This window comes from Micromonospora sp. NPDC049559, assembly GCF_040676675.1.
In the GTDB taxonomy this organism is placed as follows: Bacteria; Actinomycetota; Actinomycetes; order Mycobacteriales; family Micromonosporaceae; genus JBFAPK01.
The window spans coordinates 133025-153017 of the sequence record NZ_JBFAPK010000019.1; the positions used below are offsets into that span (position 1 = coordinate 133025).

A 19993-nucleotide genomic window follows, 5' to 3' on the forward strand; every position below is an offset into this window, starting at 1 on the left:
TCTCCAATCACCGCGATTTGCCCTAGATCGACGGCGGTGCGCCCCAATTCCGGCCAGGCGATGATTTTGACGGTGGTCTATTGCCTTGCCGGCCGGTTGGTCGCCAGCCTTCGCTGGTCGTCGATGTGTCGACGATCGTCCCGGCCCGCCCCACCCGGCGTACCGGGACGCCTGGCCGACCCAGTACCCGGGAGGATCCGTGAGACTCCGCCTGCGCGCCGCGACCACCGCCGCGGCGCTGACGGCCGCCGTCATGGCCGGCGCACCCACCGCCGCGACCGCCTCCGCCGGCACCCGCCCGGCGGGCGCCCCGGCGGCCCCGGCAGCCCCAGCGGCCTCTGAGGCCGCGACCGCCCCGGCAGCCCCGCTGGCGGCGCCGGACATTCCGCTGGCCAACGTCAAGGCGCACCTGAGCCAGCTACAGTCGATCGCCAGCGCCAACGGGGGCAACCGGGCCCACGGCCGGCCCGGCTACCTCGCGTCGGTCAACTACGTCCGCGCCCAGCTCGACGCCGCCGGCTACACCACGACCGTGCAGTCGTTCACCTACAACGGCGCCACCGGCTACAACCTGATCGCCGACTGGCCGGGCGGCGACCCGAACAGCGTCGTGATGACCGGGGCGCACCTGGACAGCGTCACCGCCGGTCCGGGCATCAACGACAACGGCTCCGGCTCCGCCGCGATCCTGGAGGTGGCGCTCGCCGTCTCCCGGTCCGGGCTCGCCCCCGGCAAGCACCTGCGCTTCGGCTGGTGGGGCGCGGAGGAGCTGGGGCTGCGCGGCTCCCAGTACTACGTCAACAACCTGCCGAGCGCCGAGCGGACGAGGATCAAGCAGTACCTGAACTTCGACATGGTCGGCTCGCCCAACGCGGGCTACTTCGTGTACGACGGGGACAACTCCGACGGGACCGGTGCCGGTCCCGGCCCGGCTGGCTCGGCGCAGATCGAGCAGACCATCCAGTCGTACTTCACCTCGATCGGGGTGGCGACCCGGGGCACCGACTTCGACGGGCGCAGCGACTACGGGCCGTTCATCAGCGCCGGCATCCCGGCCGGCGGTACCTTCACCGGCGCCGAGGGGATCAAGTCCAGCGCCCAGGCGTCGCTCTGGGGCGGTACCGCCGGCGCCGCCTTCGACGGCTGCTACCACCGCGCCTGCGACACCACCGGCAACATCAACGACACCGCGCTCGACCGCAACGCCGACGCCGTCGCCCACACGGTCTGGACGCTGGCGGACACGGCACCCCCGACCGGCAGCACGGTTTACAGCGACACCTTCGAGACGGCCACCGGCTGGACGGTCGACCCGTCCGGCACCGACACGGCCACCCTGGGCCAGTGGGAGCGGGGCGACCCGGCGGCGACCAGTTCCGGAGTGGCGACCCAACTCGGCACCACCGTCAGCGGCAGCTTCGACCTGGTGACCGGGGCGCAGGCGGGCGGCAGCGCCGGGGCGTACGACCTCGACGGCGGGGTGAGCACCATCCAGTCGCCGCCGATCACGCTGCCCGCCAGCGGCACGCTGACCCTGACGTTCTCGTGGTACCTGGCCCACCTCAACAACGCCAGCAGCGCCGACTACCTGCGGGTACGGGTGGTCGGTACGAGCACCACGACGGTGCTGAACGCCACCGGCGCCGCCAGCGACCGGGCGGCGGCCTGGCAGAGCGCGAGCAGCCTGCTCTCCGGACACGCCGGGCAGACGGTACGGATCGTGATAGACGCCGCGGACGGCTCGGGCGCGAGCCTGGTCGAGGCGGCCGTCGACGACGTGAAGATCACCCAGAGCTGACCGGGGAGAGCGCTCAGAGTTGAGCGCGGCGACTACCCAGAGTTGAGCGCCGAGATCACCCAGAGCTGACCGGAGCGGTGGGAAGGGCCCCTCGCGCCACGAAAACGGGCTGCGCGGGGCTCTTCCTTACCGGCCGGGAACGGCCGGTCGGCCGGGCGGCCCGGATAAGATGGCGACATGATCGACTCTCCTGCCCAGGAGGGCAGCAGTAGCCGGCCGGGTCGGACCCGGCACCTCCCGCACCGCGCGCCGCACCGGGGAGCCCTGAGTTCCCCGTGTTGATCGCGTTCGGTCTTCTTCTGATCATTCTGCTCACCGCCGCGACGGGCTACTTCGTCGCGCAGGAGTTCGGCTACGTCGCGGTCGACCGGGGCCGGCTGCGGCAGCTCGCCGAGAACGGCGACGCCGCCGCCGAACGGGCCCTCAAGGTCACCGGACGGCTCTCGTTCGTGCTCTCCGGCGCCCAGCTCGGCATCACCGTCACCGCCCTGCTCGTCGGTTACGTCGCCGAGCCGTACCTCGGTGACGGCCTGGCCGACCTGCTCGGCGTCGCGGGCGTGTCGAGCGCGGTCGCGCTGCCGCTCTCGGTCGCCCTCGCCCTGGTCATCGCCACCGCGGTACAGATGGTCTTCGGCGAGCTGGCGCCGAAGAACCTCGCCATCGCCCGCGCGGAGGTCTTCGCCCGCGCGCTGAGCCGCTCCACGCTCGTCTATCTCATGCTCGCCGGCCCGGTGGTCCGGCTCTTCGACGCGACCGCCACCCGGCTGCTGCGCCGGGTCGGCATCGAACCGATCGAGGAACTGCCCAGCGGGGCGACGCCCGAGGACCTGGAACAGATCATCGCCGAGTCCCGGGAGGAGGGGAGCCTCGACCCGGAGATGTCGACCCTGCTCGACCGGGGGCTCGACTTCCGCGAGCTGACCGCCGGGGAGGTGATGGTGCCGCGGGTGGACGTCTTCACGGTACGGGCCGACGAGCCGGTCAGCCGGCTGGTCGAAATGATCGACACCGGGCACTCGCGCTTCCCGGTGCAGGGCGGCGAGGGTATCGACGACCTGGTCGGCGTCGCCGGCATCGCCGACGTGCTGGGTGTGCCGGCGGCGCTGCGGGCCAGCACCCCGATCGCCCGGGTGGCCGTGCCGCCGCTGCTGGTGCCCGACACGCTGCCGCTGCCGACGGTGCTGGACCGGCTGCGCTCGGGGCACCGCCAGCTCGCCTGCGTGGTCGACGAGTACGGCGGGTTCGCCGGCGTGATCACGCTGGAGGACATCGCCGAGGAGCTGGTCGGGCCGATCCGCGACGAGGACGACCCGCCCGAGCCGGCGCCGACCCGTCTGCCGGACGGCTCCTGGGTGGTACCGGCCCGCTGGCGCATCGACGAGGTCGCCGACAGCACCGGCATCGTGCTGCCCGAGGCCCCCGAGTACGACACCCTCTCCGGGCTGGTGATGCGGGAGCTGGGCCGGGTACCCGAGGTCGGTGACCGGCTGGAGATCCGCCTCGGCGCCGACGGCGAGCCGCCGGAGCAGCCGCCGCGCGCCCTGGTCGAGGTGCTCGCGGTCGACCGGCACGTGGCCGACTCGGTACGGCTGGAGGTGACCGCGTGAGCGCGCCCCTGGCCCTGTTCGTCTCGCTGTTGCTGCTGGCGCTGAACGGCTTCTTCGTGGCGGCCGAGTTCGCGCTGGTCGCGAGCAAGCGGTACCGGCTGGAGCAGGCCGCCGCCGGCGGCGGCCGGGCGGCCCGGGCGGCGCTGGCCGGCAGTCGCGAGCTGTCGCTGATGCTGGCCGGCGCCCAGCTCGGCATCACCGTCTGCACGCTGGGGCTCGGTGCGCTCGCCGAGCCGGCGGTCGAGCGGCTGGTCAGCCCGGCGCTGCACCTCGTGGGGTTGCCGACGGGGGCCGCGCACGCGGTCGGGCTGGTCTTCGCGCTGGTGCTGGTGACCTTCCTGCACCTGATCATCGGCGAGATGGCCCCGAAGTCGTGGGCCATCACCGACCCGGAGCGCTCCGCGCTGCTGCTGGCCCTGCCGTTCCGGGGCTTCGCCCGGGTGGCCCGGCCGGTGCTCTCGGCGCTCAACGGGCTGGCCAACCTCACCCTGCGGGTCGCCCGGGTACGCCCGCAGGACCAGCTCGCCCAGGTGCACGGCCCGGACGAGCTGCGCATCCTGCTGGAGCAGTCCCGCGAGCACGGGTTGCTCGGCGCGGAGCAACACGCGCTGCTGACCAGCATGCTCGGCCTACAGGCCACCGCGGTCGGCGACGTGATGGAGCCGCTGGACCGGATCGTGGCGGTCCGGCCCGACGACGGTGTCCAGCGGATAGAGGCGGTCTGCCGGGAGAGCGGGCGGTCCCGGCTGGCGGTACGCGACGAATCGGGCGAGGTGGTCGGCGTGGTGCACGTACGGGAGGCGTTGCGGGCCACCGCGGCCGGGCGTACGGCCACCGCGGCGGAGCTGATGACACCCGCGTTCCGGCTGCCCAGCACGGCGACGGTGACCGAGGCGGTGGCCGCGATGCGGGCCGAGCAGGCCCAGCTCGCCCTCGTGGCGTCGGGCGCCGGCCTCTCCGAGCGCGGGGTCCGGCTCAGCCCGCTGCCGGCGGGCGTGGGGCGTCCGGCCTCGGCGGGGGCCCGTACGGTCGGCTTCGTGGCCCTGGAGGACCTGCTGGAGGAGGTCATCGGGGAGTTCGACGACGAGACCGACGCGGTCCCGCGCGGGCGGCGGATGCGCTGACACCGGGACGCAGCCCTACTGCGGCGGGAGGTGGTGGTCGATGGGGTTCGGGCAGGTACCGGCCGGGTCGAGCTGGACCGGGCTCGCCGTCGACACCGTGCTCCCCAACCCGAGCACCCGGCCCGGGCTCGCCCTGCCCGGCCGGGTGCTCGTCGAGGCCGGCAGCGCGGACGTGCCGGTCGGGCACGTCGTGCTCGGCCTGGTGACCCGGGTGGAGCCGGAGGATCCGAACGCGGACCGGTTCCTGCTGGAGTTCCACCGGATCACGGCGTCCGGCCCGTTCGTGGTCCCGGCCCGGACCCGCCGCGCCGTCGACTTCGCCGCGCCGCTGCCGTGGGAGACGCCGATAACCGTGGTCAACGGTCAGCGCCTGCTCGACCTGCGGATGGGGTTGCGTACCCAACTCGCCCTCGATCCGGACCTCGACCAGGGCGACCTGACCGGGCTCTACGTGCACCCACTCCCCGCCCAGGAGCTGGTCATGGGGGCGCTATCGACGCTCGGCTTCACGCTGCGTCAGGTCGGCATGCAGGCCGGCCGCCTGCCCGGGGTACGGCAGGCGCTGCCGTTGCACCAGAAGATCGGGTACTGGGTGGCGCCTCTCTACGCCGGCCCGATCACCGAGCTGGAACTCACCTTCGTCACCGACCGGTCGGCCGTCGAAGTGATCTTCTGGCTGGACCGGCGGATGGCGCTCGCCGGCTCGGCCACCCACTTCAGCCTGAGCCGGTTCCGGCTGCCGCACGCCGAGGCGGCCCGGGCCGACCCGGTGAAGCTGGTCGACGGCTGGCTGCGGCGGGCGCTGGACCGGCACGCCGACGCGGCGGCCGGTTACCACCGCTCGCCGCACCCGCGGGAGTCGGTACACGTGAGCCGGCCGCCGGAGCACCAGCTGCCCCACCCGGAGCCGCCCGACGACGAGACGGCCGGCGGCGGCAGTGGCGGCGGCGACGGCACCTGACCCGGCCGGCCCGGGCGACTCCACGCCCGGCGCCCGAGCGCCGAGCCTGCGCCGGTCGTCCGTGCGTCGGGCCGCCGCCCCGCGCCGTCAGCCGGCGCGGTGGCGCAGGGCGGCGAGGCCGGTGGCCGCGCGCACGATCATCAGGACCGCGAGTACACAGATCACCACGTCCAGCCCGGCGACGAGCGCGGACCGTCCATGCTCGCCGGTGAGCAGGAACCAACCGCTGCCGACCAACAGCACCACCCCGGCGAGGATGGTCAGACAACCCACGGCGCGGTTGCGAGGGACGAACCTCCACCACGTGTTCCTCGGCATGGCCACCTCCTGGCGATCTCCCGTACGCCCCTGCTGTGCCCCGCCCCGATTCGGGCGAAACAACGCGGCGCCGATCCGGGGAACAGCGCCTGTCCGTCGGGGCGGGACGGCGCGGGCCGCCGCGAGACCGGGGGTCAGCCGAGGCTGGCGGTGGCGAGCTTGAGGCCGAAGCCGACGAAGAGCGCGCCGACCGCGGTCGTCATCGCGGCGGCCAGCCGGCGGCGCTGGCGGAACTGGGCCGCCAGGTACGACCCCCCGAAGATCAGCGTGGTCAGGTAGAGCAGGCTCGTGATCTGCGCGATCACGCCGAGCACCAGGAACGACAGCGCCGGGTACGGGTACGACGGGTCGACGAACTGGATGAAGAAGGAGATGAAGAAGAGGATCGCCTTCGGGTTGAGCAGGCTGATCACCAGCGCCCGCCGGAACGGGTCCCGGCCCGGCTCCGCCGCACCGGCGGCGGCCGAACTCTCCGAACGCACCGCACCGGCGGCCGCCGAACGCGCCGCGTCGCCGGGCAGGGCCGGGCCGGCGGGCGGCGCCGTCGTCGCGGCGGTGCCGCGGGCACGCCAGCGCTGCCAGGCGCCGCGCAGCATCCGCAGCCCCAGGTAGCCCAGGTACGCCGCGCCGGCGTACTTCACGATCAGGAAGAGCGGCGGGTACGTCCGCAGCAGCGAGGCGACCCCGGCCGCCGAGAGCACCATGATCACCGAGTCGCCGAGGAAGACGCCGGCCGCCGCGCGGTAGCCGGCCCGTACCCCGAGCCGCGCGGCCGTGGAGAGCACGAAGAGCGAGTTCGGCCCGGGGAGCAGGATGATCGCGATGGTGCCCAGCACGTACGTCGAGATGTTGGTCGTTCCCAGCACGTGCGCCATCATCCTGCCTGCACCGGTACCGGGCGAAGCCTTTTCCGCAGTGCGGCCTGTGCCGTCGGCCACTCGTCCACGGTCAGCGCGTACTGCACGGTGTCCCGCCACGAGCCGTCCGGCCGCAGCCGGTGCATCCGCAGCACCCCCTCGCGGCGCGCGCCGAGCCGCTCGATGGCGCGCTGCGACCGCTCGTTGCGGATGTCGGTGTGCCAGACCACCCGTACCGCGCCGAGTTTCTCGAAGGCCCGGGTGAGCAGCATCAGCTTCGCCTCGGTGTTGACCCCGGTACGCCACCATGGCCGGCCGAGGAAGGTGTGTCCGATGGCGACGGCGCGCCGGGCCTCGTCGACCTCGTAGTAGGAGGTGGTGCCGATGACCTCGCCGGTGTCGGCGCTGCGCTGCACCCACGGCACCCGCTCGCCCCGGTGCGCGGCCCGCAGCGCCTCGGCGATGATCTCGGCCGTCTCGTCGCGGTCGCGCGGCCGCCGGTGGCCCAGGTGCCGCCAGACCTCCTCGTCCCGGGTGGCCGCGTACAGGGCGTCGGCGTGAGACGGGTCGAGCGGCTCCAGCAGCACGTGCGTGCCGCGCAGCGGTGCCGGCGTGAGCCAGGGGGAGCGGGGCGGACGCAGGTAGTCGGGGAGCGGGGCGGTGACCCCGGCGTCGGGCTCGGGCACGCCCGGTACCAGTCGCAGTGGCACCACCCCGGCCCAGTGCGGCAGGGCGAGGTCGGCCTCCTCCTCCCGTACGCCGCCGACGCGGGCGCGCACCGAGACCTCGCGCAGCGGCAGCGCCAGCACGGCGGTCTCGGCGAGTTCCCGCCGGCTCGGCGGGCGGCTGTCGGCGGACCGGCCGCGCCCCACCTTCTCCACCAGCGCGGTCAGCACCGCCAGCTTCTCCGCCTCGTCGGTGACCAGCCGGGCGGTGCCGTGCGCGACGACCGAGCGGTAGTTGGCGCTGTGGTGGAACTGGGAGCGGCCGTAGACCAGGCCGTCGAGCACGGTGACCGCGACGCAGACCGGCAGCCCGTCCGGGTCGCGGGCGGCGAGCAGGGGTCGGCTGCCGGTGGAGCCGTGCAGGTAGAGCGTCTCGTCGACGCGTACGTGCAGGGTCGGCAGCACGCGTGGCTCGCCGTCGACGGTGAAGGCGAGCGCGCAGTGGTACGCCTCGTCGAGCAGCGCGTGGGCGGTGGCCCGGCGGTAGTCGGTGGTGTCGCGTCGGCGGTTGGGGGTGGTCCGGAGGGTCTGGGGATACATCTGGCCGCCTCGTTCCGGGGGTCGCGCGTGACGGGAGTGGTATGTGCTAGTACAATCCCGTATCTGTGTCAGCACGTTATCAGATCGCGGGTACGACCGCCGTCGAGATCGCGGCCAGCATCGAGGCCGGCGTACGCACCGCCGAGCTGCCCCCGGGCGGCGCGCTGCCACCGGTACGGGCCCTGGCCGAGCGGCTCGCGGTCAGCCCGGCGACGGTCGCGAAGGCGTACCAGACGCTGCGCCAGCGCGGGGTGATCGAGACCGCCGGGCGCGCCGGCACCCGGATCCGGCCCCGGCCCCCGGTCGCCGCCCAGCGGCACGCCCTGCGCCTGGCCCCGCCGCCCGGCGGGCTCGACCTCTCCGCCGGCGAGCCCGACCCGCGGCTGCTGCCGCCGCTGCACCCGCACCTCGCGGCCCTCGCCGCCCGGGCCGACCCGCCGGCCGGGTACGCCAACGCCGGCGTCCTCCCCGAACTCGCCGCCGCCGCCCGGGAGCGACTGGCCGCCGAGGGCGTCGAGGCCGAGGAGATCACCGTGACCGGCGGGGCCCTCGACGCGATCGACCGCCTCCTCGCCACCGGCCTGCGCCCCGGCGACCCGGTCGCGGTCGAGGACCCGGGCTGGGCCAACCTGCTGGACCTGGTCGCCGCGCTCGGGCTGCGCCCGGTCGGCGTACCGCTGGACGAGGCCGGCCCCACCGTCGCCGGAGTCCGCGCCGCGCTCGCCGCCGGCGCCCGCGCCCTCGTCGTCACCAGCCGCGCCCAGAACCCCACCGGGGCCGCGATCACCGCGCAGCGGGCCGGCGAGCTGCGTACCCTGCTCGCCGGCCACCCGGAGCTGCTGCTGATCGAGGACGACCACGCCGCCGAACTCGCCAGCGTGCCGCTGCACAGCCTCGCGGGGGCCGTACCGAACTGGGCCTTCGTCCGTTCGATGAGCAAGCCCTACGGCCCCGACCTGCGGCTGGCGGTCCTGGCCGGTGACGCCGCCACGGTGGCCCGGGTCGCCGGCCGGATGCGGGTCGGCGCCGGCTGGGTCTCCACCGTGCTGCAACGGCTCACGCTCGAACTGTGGCGGGACCCGGGGACGGCCGAACGGATCGCCACGGCGCGGGAGAGCTACGAGCGCCGCCGGGAGGGGCTGCGGGCCGCGCTCGCCGGCCGGGGGCTTCCGGCGTACGGCCGCAGCGGCATCAACCTCTGGGTCCCCGTACCGGACGAGACCCGGGCGGTCGCCGCGCTGCGCGACGCCGGCTACGCGGTCGCGCCCGGCTCGCTCTACCGACTCGCCGCCGCGCCCGCGCTGCGGATCAGCATCAGCGGGCTGCCGGAGGAGCGGATCGAGCCGCTGGCCGACGCGCTGGCCCGCGCGGTACGCGGCGACAGCCCCGGCCCGTTCAGCGCGTGATCCCCGGCCGTGATCTCCGACCGGTTCAGCGCCTGCGCCGGACCTTCAGCGCGTGATCCCCGGCCGTGGTCTCCGGTCGGTTCGGCGCGAGATCGTCGGCGCGTTCAGCGCGTGCTGCCGCCCGGCAGCGGGTACAAACTTCGCCATGCCCGAAACCGAGACCGCGCCCGGGGCGCAACAGTTCATCCCGCCGGACGCGCGCACCCTCGACGACCTGCGCGCGGCGGCGGCCGGCTGCCGCGGCTGCGAGCTGTACGAACCGGCCACCCAGACCGTCTTCGGCCGCGGCGACGCGCGCGCCAGGGTGGTCTTCGTCGGCGAGCAGCCCGGCGACGTGGAGGACCGCCAGGGGCTGCCCTTCGTCGGCCCCGCCGGTCACCTGCTGCGCCGCGCGGTCGACGACGCCGGGCTGGACGCCCGCCACATCTACATCACGAACGCCGTGAAGCACTTCCGCTTCCAGGAGCGGGGCAAGCGCCGCATCCACCAGACCCCCGACCGGGTGCACATCACCGCCTGCCGGCCCTGGCTGGTCGCCGAGTTCGCGCGGCTGCGCCCGGAGATCGTCGTGGTGCTCGGGGCGACCGCGGCGAAGGCCCTGCTCGGCCCCTCCTTCCGGGTCACCCAGTCGCGCGGCGTGCTGATGCCCTGGCCGGACTCGGCGCAGCGCCCGCAGGACTTCACGCAGACCCCGATCGGCCCGGACGGGCAGCGTGGCTCCGTACCGCCGGCGCAGCTCGTGGCGACCATCCACCCGTCGGCGGTGCTGCGCGCCGACAACCGCGACATCGCGTACGACGGCCTGGTCAGCGACCTCAAGGTCGTCGCGAACGCCCTCGCCGCATAGCTCGCCGATCCTGGTACGAGATGGCCCCGCCAGGCGCCACCCCATACCAGGATCGCGCGGCGCCGCTCCGATCTCGATCGTCGGGGCCGGCCGCTCGGCGCGGCTACTGCATGATGGTGACCGGTGGGTGCCCGTACGAGGCGACGCACCGGTAGACCTGGAGCGTGTAGCCGCGCCCGACGACCACCTCGGTCGGGGTGTGGTCCTTCGTCTCGCCGTCCTTGGAGACGGGCCGCCAGCTGCGGCTGTCGCCATCCCACTCGTCGCTGGCGATGGTCAGGAGGGGTTCCAGCGGAGCGCCGCAGCACCGGAGCTCATCCGGCCCCGCGGGGTCGCGGAAGGTGAAGGGCGCGGACCAGCCGCCGACCTTCCAGCCGGGTGCGGTCGACAGGTCGCCCCGGTAGGTCGGCTGGTCCTCGCGCTGGGAGAGCAGGAGTTCCCGGTCCCGGGAGATGACGCGTTCGGCGAGTTCGTCGCCCAGGTCGTGGTAGGCCGGGTACTCGGTGACCTGCTCCGGATGCAGCACGCACGGGGTCGGTACGTAGTGGTCCTGGCCGACGTAGGCCGGCGCGGGCGGGTGCGCCAACACGTCGCGAACGGCCGTGGACTGTCGCCACCGCAGGTGCACCGCCGACGGCGAATCCAGGATCTCGTCGAACGGGCACCACAGCACCTGGAGCAGGTCCGCGTCGTCGGGACCGGGCAGGTCGGGTACGTCTCGGGCGTAGAGCTGCGCCAACGGAATGAGTGGCAGCGGCTCCGCCGGTAGCAGCGCCGGATCGTAACCGGCGCCGATTCGCTCGATCACCGCCTGTTCGTCGGGGGTGAGCAGGTTGGTTCCGGGTGGTCGGGGCCGTTCCCAGGCCGCCGCGAGGATGCGCCGACGGGTGTGGACGTCCGCCAGCGTCGTCAGTGCGTACGCCTCGTGCGTGTCGCCGCAGGTCGGCCACGCCTCGTCCGAGGGCCACAACAGCGGTCCGCCCACCGAGCTGTCACGCACGGTCGGGTCTCCCGGGCGCGGATGAAGGCGGGTGGCGGTCCTGGCCCTCCCGCTCAGCTCCGGGAAGAGCGCGACCACGTCCAGTGGACGCGGTGGCGTGCTGGGCGTCATGACTCCCCCTCCTGCTCTGGCGCGGCGTGCAGTCAAGCACGCCGCACCGACAGGAGTACGAGCGCGGCCAGCGGCGGTGCTGGTCCGGCGCGGCGGGCGGCGGCAGACTGGCCGGCATGGAACAGCATCTCTACGAACCCGTGCACGAGGAGTTCCGCGAGCTGTGCCGCGAGTTCCTCGCCCGCGAGGCGGTACCACGGCACGAGCGGTGGGAGGCCGAGGGCATCGTCGACCGCGACGTCTGGCGCGCCGCCGGGGCCGCCGGGCTGCTCGGCATGGACGTGCCCGAGGAGTACGGCGGGGGCGGGCAGCGCGACTTCCGGTTCAACGCGGTACTCGTCGAGGAGATCGTCGGGCACGGCTGCTCGGGTCTCGGCTTCGGCCTGCACAACGACGTGGTGGCGCCGTACCTGACCGAGCTGACCACCGACGAGCAGCGTAAGCGGTGGCTGCCCCGGTTCTGCTCGGGCGAGCTGGTCACCGCGATCGCGATGAGCGAGCCGGGCGCCGGGTCGGACCTGGCCGGCGTGCGGACCACGGCGGTCCGCGACGGCGACGGGTACGTCCTCAACGGGCAGAAGACGTTCATCACCAACGGCGAGCTGGCGGACCTCGTCGTGGTGGTCGCCAAGACCGCGCCCGAGCGGGGCGCGCACGGGGTGAGCCTGATCGCGGTGGAGCGCGGTACGCCCGGCTTCGCGCGGGGCCGCCGGCTCGCGAAGGTCGGCCTCAAGGCCAACGACACCGCCGAGCTGTTCTTCGACGACTGCCGGGTCCCGGCGGAGAACCTCGTCGGTACCGAGAACCACGGCTTCTACCACCTGATGGCCAACCTGCCCCGGGAGCGGCTCGGCATCGCCGTCGCGGCGGTGGCCGCGGCCGAGCGGCTGCTCGCCCTCACCCTCGACCACGCGCGTTCCCGGGAGGCGTTCGGCCGGCCGATCGGGGCGTTCCAGCACAACCGCTTCCTGCTCGCCGAGCTGGACACCGAGATCACCATCGCCCGTACCTTCCTGAACCACTGCGTGGCCGAGTTCAACGCGGGCCGTCTCTCGGCCGTCGACGCGGCGAAGGCGAAGTGGTGGACCACCGAGTTGCAGAACCGGGTCGCCGACCGGTGCGTGCAGCTGCACGGCGGGTACGGCTACATGCTCGAGTACCCGGTGGCCCGCGCCTGGCTCGACGGCCGGGTGCAGACCATCTACGGCGGTACCACCGAGATCATGAAGGAGATCATCGGCCGCGACCTGGGGCTGTGAGCCCGGCGAGGCCGGCGGTCGGCGCCCCGTACGCCGGGATCCGTCCGCCGGGTTTGCCCGGCGGGCCGGCGGGCAATGCGCTGTGCGCCGGTGGCGCCCGCGCGGCGCGCCCGGCGGCGAACCACGCGACGCGCCCAGGGGGGCTCTCCGCCGGACCCGCCGGCGGGCGGCGGGTTCGCGTCGCCGGCGGGTCGGGCGCTAGCGTTGCGGCTGGCCGGCGGCCGACCTCGGTCGCCGGGGACGGCGGGTAGTGCGGAGGGGACCGGATCGTGCGGCTGACGGATTTCTGGACGCGGCTCGAAGAGGCGTTCGGCCCGGCGTACGCGGGCAGCATCGCCGCCGATCAGGTGCTGCCCCAACTGGGCGGCCGGACCATCACGCAGGCGCTCGCCGAGGGCGAGGAGACCGTGGTGGTCTGGCGCGCGGTCTGCGCGGCGTATCCCGATCGGGTACCCGCGCGACTACGCTGAGCAGTCGTTTTGTGGTTTTGGCGTGTCAGGCGGCGGCTCGTACAGGTGTTCGGCTATTGTCCACACCGGGGTGCCTGTCCACAGCTCACGGCCAGCCGGCTGTTTTCTGTCGGACCTAGCGCCTAGCGTGTCCGCGTGACGAAAAGCTCAGCAGCAAAGACGCCGGCGAAGGCAGGAGTGGCAACCATGGCGGCAGGACCTGACCGGGAGAAGGCGCTCGAACTTGCTCTCGCTCAGATCGACAAGCAGTTCGGCAAGGGCTCGGTGATGCGGCTCGGGGAGCGGCCCGTCGTCCAGACGGCCGTGATCCCGACCAGCTCGATCGCGCTCGACGTGGCCCTCGGTGTGGGTGGTCTGCCCCGCGGCCGGGTCATCGAGATCTACGGCCCGGAGTCGAGTGGTAAGACCACGGTGGCGCTGCACGCGGTGGCCAACGCCCAGCGGGCCGGCGGCATCGCCGCCTTCATCGACGCCGAGCACGCGCTCGACCCGGAGTACGCCAAGGCGCTCGGGGTCGACACCGACGCGATGCTCGTCTCGCAGCCCGACACCGGTGAGCAGGCGCTGGAGATCGCGGACATGCTGGTCCGCTCCGGGGCGCTGGACATCATCGTCATCGACTCGGTCGCCGCCCTGGTGCCGCGCGCCGAGATCGAGGGCGAGATGGGTGACAGCCACGTCGGTCTCCAGGCCCGGCTGATGAGCCAGGCGCTGCGGAAGATCACCGGTGTGCTCAACAACACCGGCACCACCGCGATCTTCATCAACCAGCTCCGCGAGAAGATCGGCGTCATGTTCGGCTGCATGTCCTACTCCACGAGGGTCACCCTCGCGGACGGGACGCAGGAGAAGATCGGCAAGATCGTCAACCAGCGACTGGACGTCGAGGTCCTCTCCTACGACCCAGAGACCAACCGGGTCGAGCCGAAGAGGATCGTGAACTGGTTCAACAACGGTCCGGCCGAGCAGTTCCTCCAGTTCACCGTCGCGAAGTCCAGCGGCAGCGGGCGGGCGCAGTTCGCCGCCACTCCCAATCATCTGATCCGGACCCCCGGCGGCTGGCGCGAGGCGGGCGAGCTGATCGCGGGCGACCGGGTGATGCTGGCCGAGGAGCGCCGGCTCAGCGAGCAGCAGTGGCAGGTGGTGCTCGGCTCGGTGATGGGCGACGGCAACCTCTCACCCAACCGTCGCGACCGGTCGGGCGTCCGCTTCCGGCTGGGGCACGGCGCCGACCAGGCCGCCTACCTCGACTGGAAGGTGTCGCTGCTCGAAAACATCCCCAGCTCCCGCCGGGTCGACTCGCGGGGCGCGGTCTTCGCCGACTTCACCCCCCTCCCGGAGCTGGACGAACTCCGCCGCGCGGTCTACCTCGGCGACGGCAAGAAGCACCTGAGCTGGGACTACCTGAAGGCGCTGACGCCGCTCGCGCTCGCGGTGTGGTACATGGACGACGGCTGCTTCACGCTGCGCTCCAAGGGGCTCCAGGAGCGGACCGAGGGCGGCTCGGGGCGGATCGAGATCTGCGTCGAGGCGATGGCCGAGGGGAGCCGGCAGCGGCTCGTCGAGCACCTGCGCGACGCGTACGGGCTGGACGTGAAGCTGACGACCCGGGGGGCGCGGCACACGGTGTACCTCCAGTTCAGCACCGCCGCGTCGGCGAAGTTCCAGGAGCTCGTGGCGCCGTACGTGCCGGCCGCGATGGAATACAAGCTTCTGCCGCGCTTCCGGGGGCAGTGCACCGTGCGGCCCCAGTTCGCGCCGGCCGAGCTGCTGCCGGTTCCGGCGCGCGTCATCGACGTCCGGGTGAAGCCGAAGACCCGGTCGATGAACCGGTTCGACATCGAGGTCGAGGGCAACCACAACTACTTCGTCGACGGCGTCATGGTGCACAACAGCCCCGAGACCACCACCGGTGGTCGGGCGCTGAAGTTCTACGCCTCGGTCCGGCTCGACGTGCGCCGCATCGAGAGCCTGAAGGACGGCACCGACGTGGTCGGTAACCGGACCCGCGTCAAGGTCGTGAAGAACAAGGTCGCGGCCCCGTTCAAGCAGGCCGAGTTCGACATCATGTACGGCAAGGGCATCTCCCGCGAGGGCTCGCTGATCGACGTCGGCGTCGAGCAGGCGATCATCCGCAAGTCCGGTGCCTGGTACACCTACGACGGTGACCAGCTCGGGCAGGGCAAGGAGAAGGCCCGGGAATTCCTCAAGGAGAACCCCGACGTGGCGGCCGAGATCGAGAAGAAGATCCTCGAAAAGCTCGGCGTCGGGGTGGCCGCGAGCGACGCCGCCGGTGGCCCGGAGCTGCCGCCGGTGGACTTCTGACGGCCGGATCTCTCTCTACCTGACCGACCACAGTGGCTGGACGACGACGGGGAGCCCGGTCGGGGCGCGGCTGGGACGCGGCGCCGCCCCGACCGGCCGGTAGCGACTCCGGTGGCGGCACGGGTCGCTCCCGGCGCGGCCGGAGCGCGGGCTTCGACCCGCTGCCGGTCGACGGTACGGAGGACGACGGTGCCGCGCGGGAGCGGAGCGAGCCGACCCGCCCCCGCGACGAGGCCGAGCTGGCCCGGGAGATCTGCCTGCGGCAGCTCGCCGTCCGACCGCGTACCCGGGCGGAGCTGGCGGGCGCGCTGGCCCGGCGGGGCATCTCCGAGGAGGTCGCCGCGCAGGTCCTCGACCGGTACGACGAGGTCGGCATCATCGACGACGCGGCGTTCGCGCGCGCCTGGGTGACCAGCCGGCACCAGGGGCGGGGGCTGGCCCGCCGCGCGCTCGCCAACGAGCTGCGCCAGCGCGGGGTCGACGGCGAGATCGCCACCGAGGCGCTCGGCGAACTGGACGACCAGACCGAGCAGGAGACCGCGCTCGCCCTGGTCGAACGGAAGCTGCGCAGCGCCCGGGGCACCCCCGAGCAGGTGTTCCGCCGGATGGTGGGGATGCTCGCCCGCAAGGGGTACCCGGCCGGGGTGGCGATCCGGGCGGTCAAGGAGGCGCTGGCGGCGCAGAGCGCCGAGGCGGCCGAGTTCGCCGAGTACGTCGACGCGGACGCGCTGGTCGACGCCGAGGCCGAGCTGGACCGGGAGGCGGGGTCGGTCCGCGTGGACCGGGACGGGGAGTAGCGCGGCGTGCTGAAGGTCTGCCTCAACGGAGGAGTGGGTCGCCACGAGCACCCGGCGGTACCGGTCACCGCCGAGGAGGTGGCCGCCGACGCGGCCCGCTGCGTCGCGGCCGGCGCCGGGGCGGTACACGTGCACCCGCGCGGCGAGGACGGTAACGAGACGCTCGACCCGGCGGCCGTGGCCGACACCCTCACGGCGCTGCGGCGCGCCTGTCCGGGGCTGCCGATCGGGGTGAGCACCGGCGCCTGGATCGAGCCGGACCCGGGCAGCCGGGTGGCGGCGGTACGCGCCTGGACGGTGCTGCCCGACTTCGCCTCGGTCAACGTGCACGAGGAGGGCGCCGAACTGGTCGCCACCGCGCTGCACGAGCGCGGCGTCGGGGTGGAGGCCGGCGTGTGGCGGCCGGGCGCGCTGGCGGCGTACCGGCGGTGGCGGGTACCGGCGCTGCGGGTCCTGGTGGAGTGCATGGCGCCCGACCCGGCCGAGGCGCTGGCGAACGCGGACGTCGTGCTGGCGGCGCTGCCGGCCGGCGGACCGGACGTGCTGCTGCACGCGGAGGGGCCGGCGGTGTGGGACGTGCTGCGGCTGGCGGTCCAGCGCGGGCTGCACACCCGCGTGGGACTTGAGGACACCCGTACGCTGCCCGACGGCTCGGTGACGGCCGGCAACGAGGAACTGGTCCGGGTCGCGGTGGAGTTGGGCGCCCGCTGAGCCCCGCATCGCGCGCTCGTGATCGTATCGTGGCACCGCGTGACGGCGTGGGCGAACCGCCGAAGTCCGGACTCGTCCAGGTATGCCCGTCCCGCCGTGAGCTGCGCGTAAGCGGCCGGCTGCCGTACGTTCGCACTAACGCTCGATCATGCGTCCTTGACCGATGGGTACTTCGCGACCTAGCCTCGCCATACAAAGCGAGTTTGCTCGACCATCGCAGGCTAAGCGCACAACATAGATCGCGTAACAGTACGGCATCATCTTCGACCAGTCGACTGGTCGAAGCAGGCTGTCACCGGACGGGCCGGTCCGGCGACGGCACGTATCAGTATCCGGCCATCGGCGGTGCCCAGGCGGCACCGCGGTTGGCGCCTACCCGGCCCGCCGCCTCGGTCGGGCGATCTCGCTGGTCGTACGGTGCGTGACCAGGAGGGTCGTCCCTCCGGCGCCGAGCGGCGAAGGGGAGGCGGCCATGACGGAGCGGGGCAGGACCACCGGCGGAACCGGTACCGGCCGGGTCAGACCCGGCGACGCGAGCCGGTGCGTCGGCGGCAGACCCTCCGGCGGGGCCGTCGCATCCACGCGCCACGGCCGCGCCCGCACCGGCACCCGTGTCGGCGGGACACGGCGAACCGGGGTGCCGGCATGAGCGGCATCGAGGTCGCGCTGCTCGCCGTGGTCGTGCTGCTGGCCGTGGTCGTGCTGGTCGCGCTCTACCTCGGGGCTCGCGCCCTGCGCCGCTTCGCCGCCGTACCGGTCGCGCCGGCCTCCGACGACCCCGCCTACGTCGCCGAGAAGGATCGCCAGGAACAGTCGCTCGCCGCGCTGCGGACGGCGGCGGACGAGGCCAGCTCGACGGTCGACACGGCCAAGTCCGCGGCCGCGGCGGCCCGCGCCGAGGCCGCCGCCGCGAAGGCCGAGGCGAGCGCCGCCCGCGCCGAGGCGCGCCGGGTGCTCGACGCCGCCCGGGCCGAGGCCGACACCGTGCTCGAACGGGCGCACCGGCAGGCCGAGAGCGACGCCGACGCCGCCCGCGCGGCGGCCCGGCGCAGCGGGGAGCGGGAGATCGCGCTCCTCGCCTCCACCACCCGCGAGCAGGCCGCCGAGGTGGAACGGCGGGCCCAGCGGATGGACGAGCGGGAACGGCTGCACACCGAGGAGGTCGAGCGGCTCGCCGAGCGCGAGCGCCGGCTGATCGCCGCGGAGGCCGAGCTGGCCGCGCGGGAGGCCGCGCTCACCGCCCGCGAGGTCGAGGTCGCCGAGGGGGAGGAGCTGCGCCGGCGGGAGCTGGAACGCGTCGCCGGCCTCACCGCCGAGACCGCCCGCACCGAGCTGATCGAGACGATCGAGGCCCAGGCGAAGCGCGAGGCCGCGCTCCTGGTACGCGACATCGAGGCCGACGCCCGGAACACCGCCGAGCAGCGGGCCCGCCACATCGTCGTCGACGCCATCCAGCGGGTCGCCAGCGAGCAGACCTCGGAGAGCGTGGTCAGCGTGCTGCACCTGCCCGGCGACGAGATGAAGGGGCGGATCATCGGCCGCGAGGGGCGCAACATCCGCGCCTTCGAGTCCGTCACCGGCGTGAACCTCATCATCGACGACACCCCCGAGGCGGTGCTGCTCTCCTGCTTCGACCCGGTACGCCGCGAGGTCGGCCGGTTGACGCTGGAGAAGCTGGTCCTCGACGGGCGGATTCACCCGCACCGGATCGAGGAGGTCTTCGACACCGCGCGGCACGAGGTGGAGCGGATGTGCCAGCGGGCCGCCGAGGACGCGCTGGTCGAGGTCGGCATCACCGAGATCCACCCGGAGTTGGTCACCCTGCTGGGCCGGCTGCGCTACCGGACCTCGTACGGCCAGAACGTGCTCAAGCACCTCGTGGAGACCGCGCACATCGCCGGCATCATGGCCGCCGAGCTGCGCCTCGACGCGCCGACGATCAAGCGGTGCGCGTTCCTGCACGACATCGGCAAGGCGCTCACCCACGAGGTGGAGGGGAGCCACGCGCTCATCGGTGCCGACCTGGCCCGCAAGTACGGCGAGTCCGAGGACGTCGTGCACGCCATCGAGGCGCACCACAACGAGGTGCCGCCGCAGACCATCGAGGCGGTGCTGACCCAGGCCTCGGACGCCTGCTCCGGCGGCCGGCCGGGCGCGCGGCGGGAGAGCCTGGAGGCGTACGTCAAGCGCCTGGAGCGGATCGAGGAGATCGCGGGCGGCAAGCTCGGGGTCGAGAAGGTCTTCGCGATGCAGGCCGGCCGGGAGATCCGGGTGATGGTCAAGCCCGAGGACGTCGACGACATCGGCGCGGCGGTGCTGGCGCGGGACGTGGCGAAGCAGATCGAGGAGGAGCTGACCTATCCGGGGCAGATCCGGGTGACCGTGGTACGCGAGTCCCGGATCACCGAGATCGCGCGCTGATCCCGGCTCGCTGTCCGGCAGCTTGCGGTTGGCGGTCGCGCGGGGTTGGGACCTGCGGGTTGCGGCCACGCGGGGTGGGGGTGGGCCCACCATGCCCGGCGAGTCCCGTCAGGCTTGATGTCCTCGCCGGGCACGGTGGGCCCACCCACCGTGACCTACGGCCCCCGCCGGGCACCCTGGTCCGCCCGTCGCTGGTCGCCGTCCACGCCGGAGGTTACGGCCGCCACCCGCGTCCGTGACGGGACCTCTGCGCCGGGCCGGCGTCCACGCCGGGCCCGGCCGCGCGCCGACGGCCGCCGTGTGTGCCGCGCCAGCTCATCGGCTCACCCGTCGACGTCTGGCTCCCGCGCCTCGTCAGCGATGCACCGAGTGCTCGCCGGACGGCGGCGCGACGGCCAGCGTCCCGACCGCCCCATCCGAGGGCCACCGAGCTATTGAGGGCCCACCGGGCTGCCCGATCGTTCGGCTTCGCCCGTATCGGGTCCGATCCGGGCTTCCCTATCGATCGAGCGGGCGGCCTGTTGCTGGTTTTGAGTGGTGGCGCGCCCCGGACCTGCCGGGTCAGAGATCGCGCGGAGCCGCGGCCCCGCGGGGCGGCGCGGGTGACAAACGGCGGTGGGGCCCACCCGGAGGGCCGGAGGTCCTGAAGCCCATGGGGGTTGGGCCGGGCCGGGGGGCCCCGCCCGCCGCCGGCACGGGCCCGCGCGGGGGAGGGC

The 19993-nt window shown here is 73.7% G+C and carries 16 protein-coding genes and 2 pseudogenes; 14 read left to right on the plus strand and 4 right to left on the minus strand.

Translation table 11 applies throughout. The annotated features are described in order from the left end of the window. The first annotated feature begins 253 nt into the window (after positions 1–253). The 4 genes from AB0J86_RS21240 to AB0J86_RS21255 all read left to right on the plus strand — a co-directional run bounded on the left by AB0J86_RS21240 (position 254) and on the right by AB0J86_RS21255 (position 5490). Positions 254–1798 carry a M28 family metallopeptidase gene (locus AB0J86_RS21240; protein WP_363859310.1) on the plus strand — a complete coding sequence of 515 codons (1545 nt, stop codon included), beginning with the start codon at positions 254–256 and terminating at the stop codon, positions 1796–1798. Between the two features lie 275 nt (positions 1799–2073). After that, positions 2074–3405: a hemolysin family protein gene (locus tag AB0J86_RS21245; RefSeq protein ID WP_363859288.1), complete on the plus strand. Its 1332-nt coding sequence runs from the start codon at positions 2074–2076 to the stop codon at positions 3403–3405. After that, the gene (locus AB0J86_RS21250; protein ID WP_363859289.1) at positions 3402–4529 is read left to right on the plus strand and encodes a hemolysin family protein; all 1128 of its coding nucleotides are present in this window, start codon (positions 3402–3404) and stop codon (positions 4527–4529) included. The genes AB0J86_RS21245 and AB0J86_RS21250 overlap by 4 nt, the downstream gene beginning before the upstream one ends. A gap of 40 nt (positions 4530–4569) precedes the next feature. Then, the gene (locus AB0J86_RS21255; RefSeq protein WP_363859290.1) at positions 4570–5490 is read left to right on the plus strand and encodes a sporulation protein; all 921 of its coding nucleotides are present in this window, start codon (positions 4570–4572) and stop codon (positions 5488–5490) included. Between the two features lie 87 nt (positions 5491–5577). Here AB0J86_RS21255 and AB0J86_RS21260 read toward each other — a convergent pair whose 3' ends face one another. The 3 genes from AB0J86_RS21260 to AB0J86_RS21270 form a co-directional block, all read right to left on the minus strand. After that, positions 5578–5808, minus strand: a complete 231-nt coding sequence (locus AB0J86_RS21260) for a hypothetical protein (RefSeq protein WP_363859291.1) — start codon at positions 5806–5808, stop codon at positions 5578–5580. A 134-nt stretch (positions 5809–5942) separates the two neighbouring features. Continuing rightward, positions 5943–6686, minus strand: coding sequence for a leucine efflux protein LeuE (leuE, locus tag AB0J86_RS21265; RefSeq protein ID WP_363859292.1), 744 nt, complete (start codon positions 6684–6686; stop codon positions 5943–5945). After that, positions 6683–7930 (minus strand): bifunctional pyridoxamine 5'-phosphate oxidase family protein/GNAT family N-acetyltransferase, encoded by a 1248-nt coding sequence (locus tag AB0J86_RS21270; RefSeq protein ID WP_363859293.1) that lies wholly within the window; start codon positions 7928–7930, stop codon positions 6683–6685. The genes leuE and AB0J86_RS21270 overlap by 4 nt, the downstream gene beginning before the upstream one ends. Positions 7931–7995: 65 nt before the next feature. Here AB0J86_RS21270 and AB0J86_RS21275 point away from each other — a divergent pair, with 65 nt between their 5' ends. Further along, positions 7996–9336, plus strand: coding sequence for an aminotransferase class I/II-fold pyridoxal phosphate-dependent enzyme (locus AB0J86_RS21275; RefSeq protein WP_363859294.1), 1341 nt, complete (start codon positions 7996–7998; stop codon positions 9334–9336). A gap of 145 nt (positions 9337–9481) precedes the next feature. Beyond that, positions 9482–10183, plus strand: a complete 702-nt coding sequence (locus AB0J86_RS21280; RefSeq protein WP_363859295.1) for a UdgX family uracil-DNA binding protein — start codon at positions 9482–9484, stop codon at positions 10181–10183. 103 nt (positions 10184–10286) lie between these two features. On the opposite strand, the gene AB0J86_RS21285 is transcribed toward AB0J86_RS21280, so the two are convergent. Then, positions 10287–11294, minus strand: a complete 1008-nt coding sequence (locus AB0J86_RS21285) for a hypothetical protein (RefSeq protein WP_363859296.1) — start codon at positions 11292–11294, stop codon at positions 10287–10289. Positions 11295–11410: 116 nt separating this feature from the next. Between AB0J86_RS21285 and AB0J86_RS21290 the strand changes: the two genes are divergently transcribed. The 8 genes and pseudogenes from AB0J86_RS21290 to rny all read left to right on the plus strand — a co-directional run bounded on the left by AB0J86_RS21290 (position 11411) and on the right by rny (position 19277). Beyond that, positions 11411–12553 carry an acyl-CoA dehydrogenase family protein gene (locus tag AB0J86_RS21290; RefSeq protein WP_363859297.1) on the plus strand — a complete coding sequence of 381 codons (1143 nt, stop codon included), beginning with the start codon at positions 11411–11413 and terminating at the stop codon, positions 12551–12553. Between the two features lie 269 nt (positions 12554–12822). Further along, a complete protein-coding gene (locus AB0J86_RS21295; protein WP_363859298.1) occupies positions 12823–13023 on the plus strand; it encodes a DUF3046 domain-containing protein in 201 nt (66 codons plus the stop codon). A 186-nt stretch (positions 13024–13209) separates the two neighbouring features. Further along, a pseudogene (gene recA, locus AB0J86_RS21300) lies at positions 13210–13824 on the plus strand (recombinase RecA); the annotation flags it as partial. 3 nt (positions 13825–13827) lie between these two features. Then, positions 13828–14676: pseudogene (locus AB0J86_RS21305) on the plus strand (recombinase RecA); the annotation flags it as partial. Between the two features lie 171 nt (positions 14677–14847). Further along, positions 14848–15348 (plus strand): hypothetical protein, encoded by a 501-nt coding sequence (locus AB0J86_RS21310; protein ID WP_363859311.1) that lies wholly within the window; start codon positions 14848–14850, stop codon positions 15346–15348. 32 nt (positions 15349–15380) lie between these two features. After that, positions 15381–16145: a regulatory protein RecX gene (locus AB0J86_RS21315; protein WP_363859299.1), complete on the plus strand. Its 765-nt coding sequence runs from the start codon at positions 15381–15383 to the stop codon at positions 16143–16145. 6 nt (positions 16146–16151) lie between these two features. Beyond that, positions 16152–16856, plus strand: coding sequence for a 3-keto-5-aminohexanoate cleavage protein (locus tag AB0J86_RS21320; RefSeq protein ID WP_363859300.1), 705 nt, complete (start codon positions 16152–16154; stop codon positions 16854–16856). Positions 16857–17501: 645 nt separating this feature from the next. Further along, positions 17502–19277, plus strand: coding sequence for a ribonuclease Y (gene rny, locus AB0J86_RS21325; RefSeq protein WP_363859301.1), 1776 nt, complete (start codon positions 17502–17504; stop codon positions 19275–19277). The last annotated feature ends 716 nt before the right edge of the window (positions 19278–19993 follow it).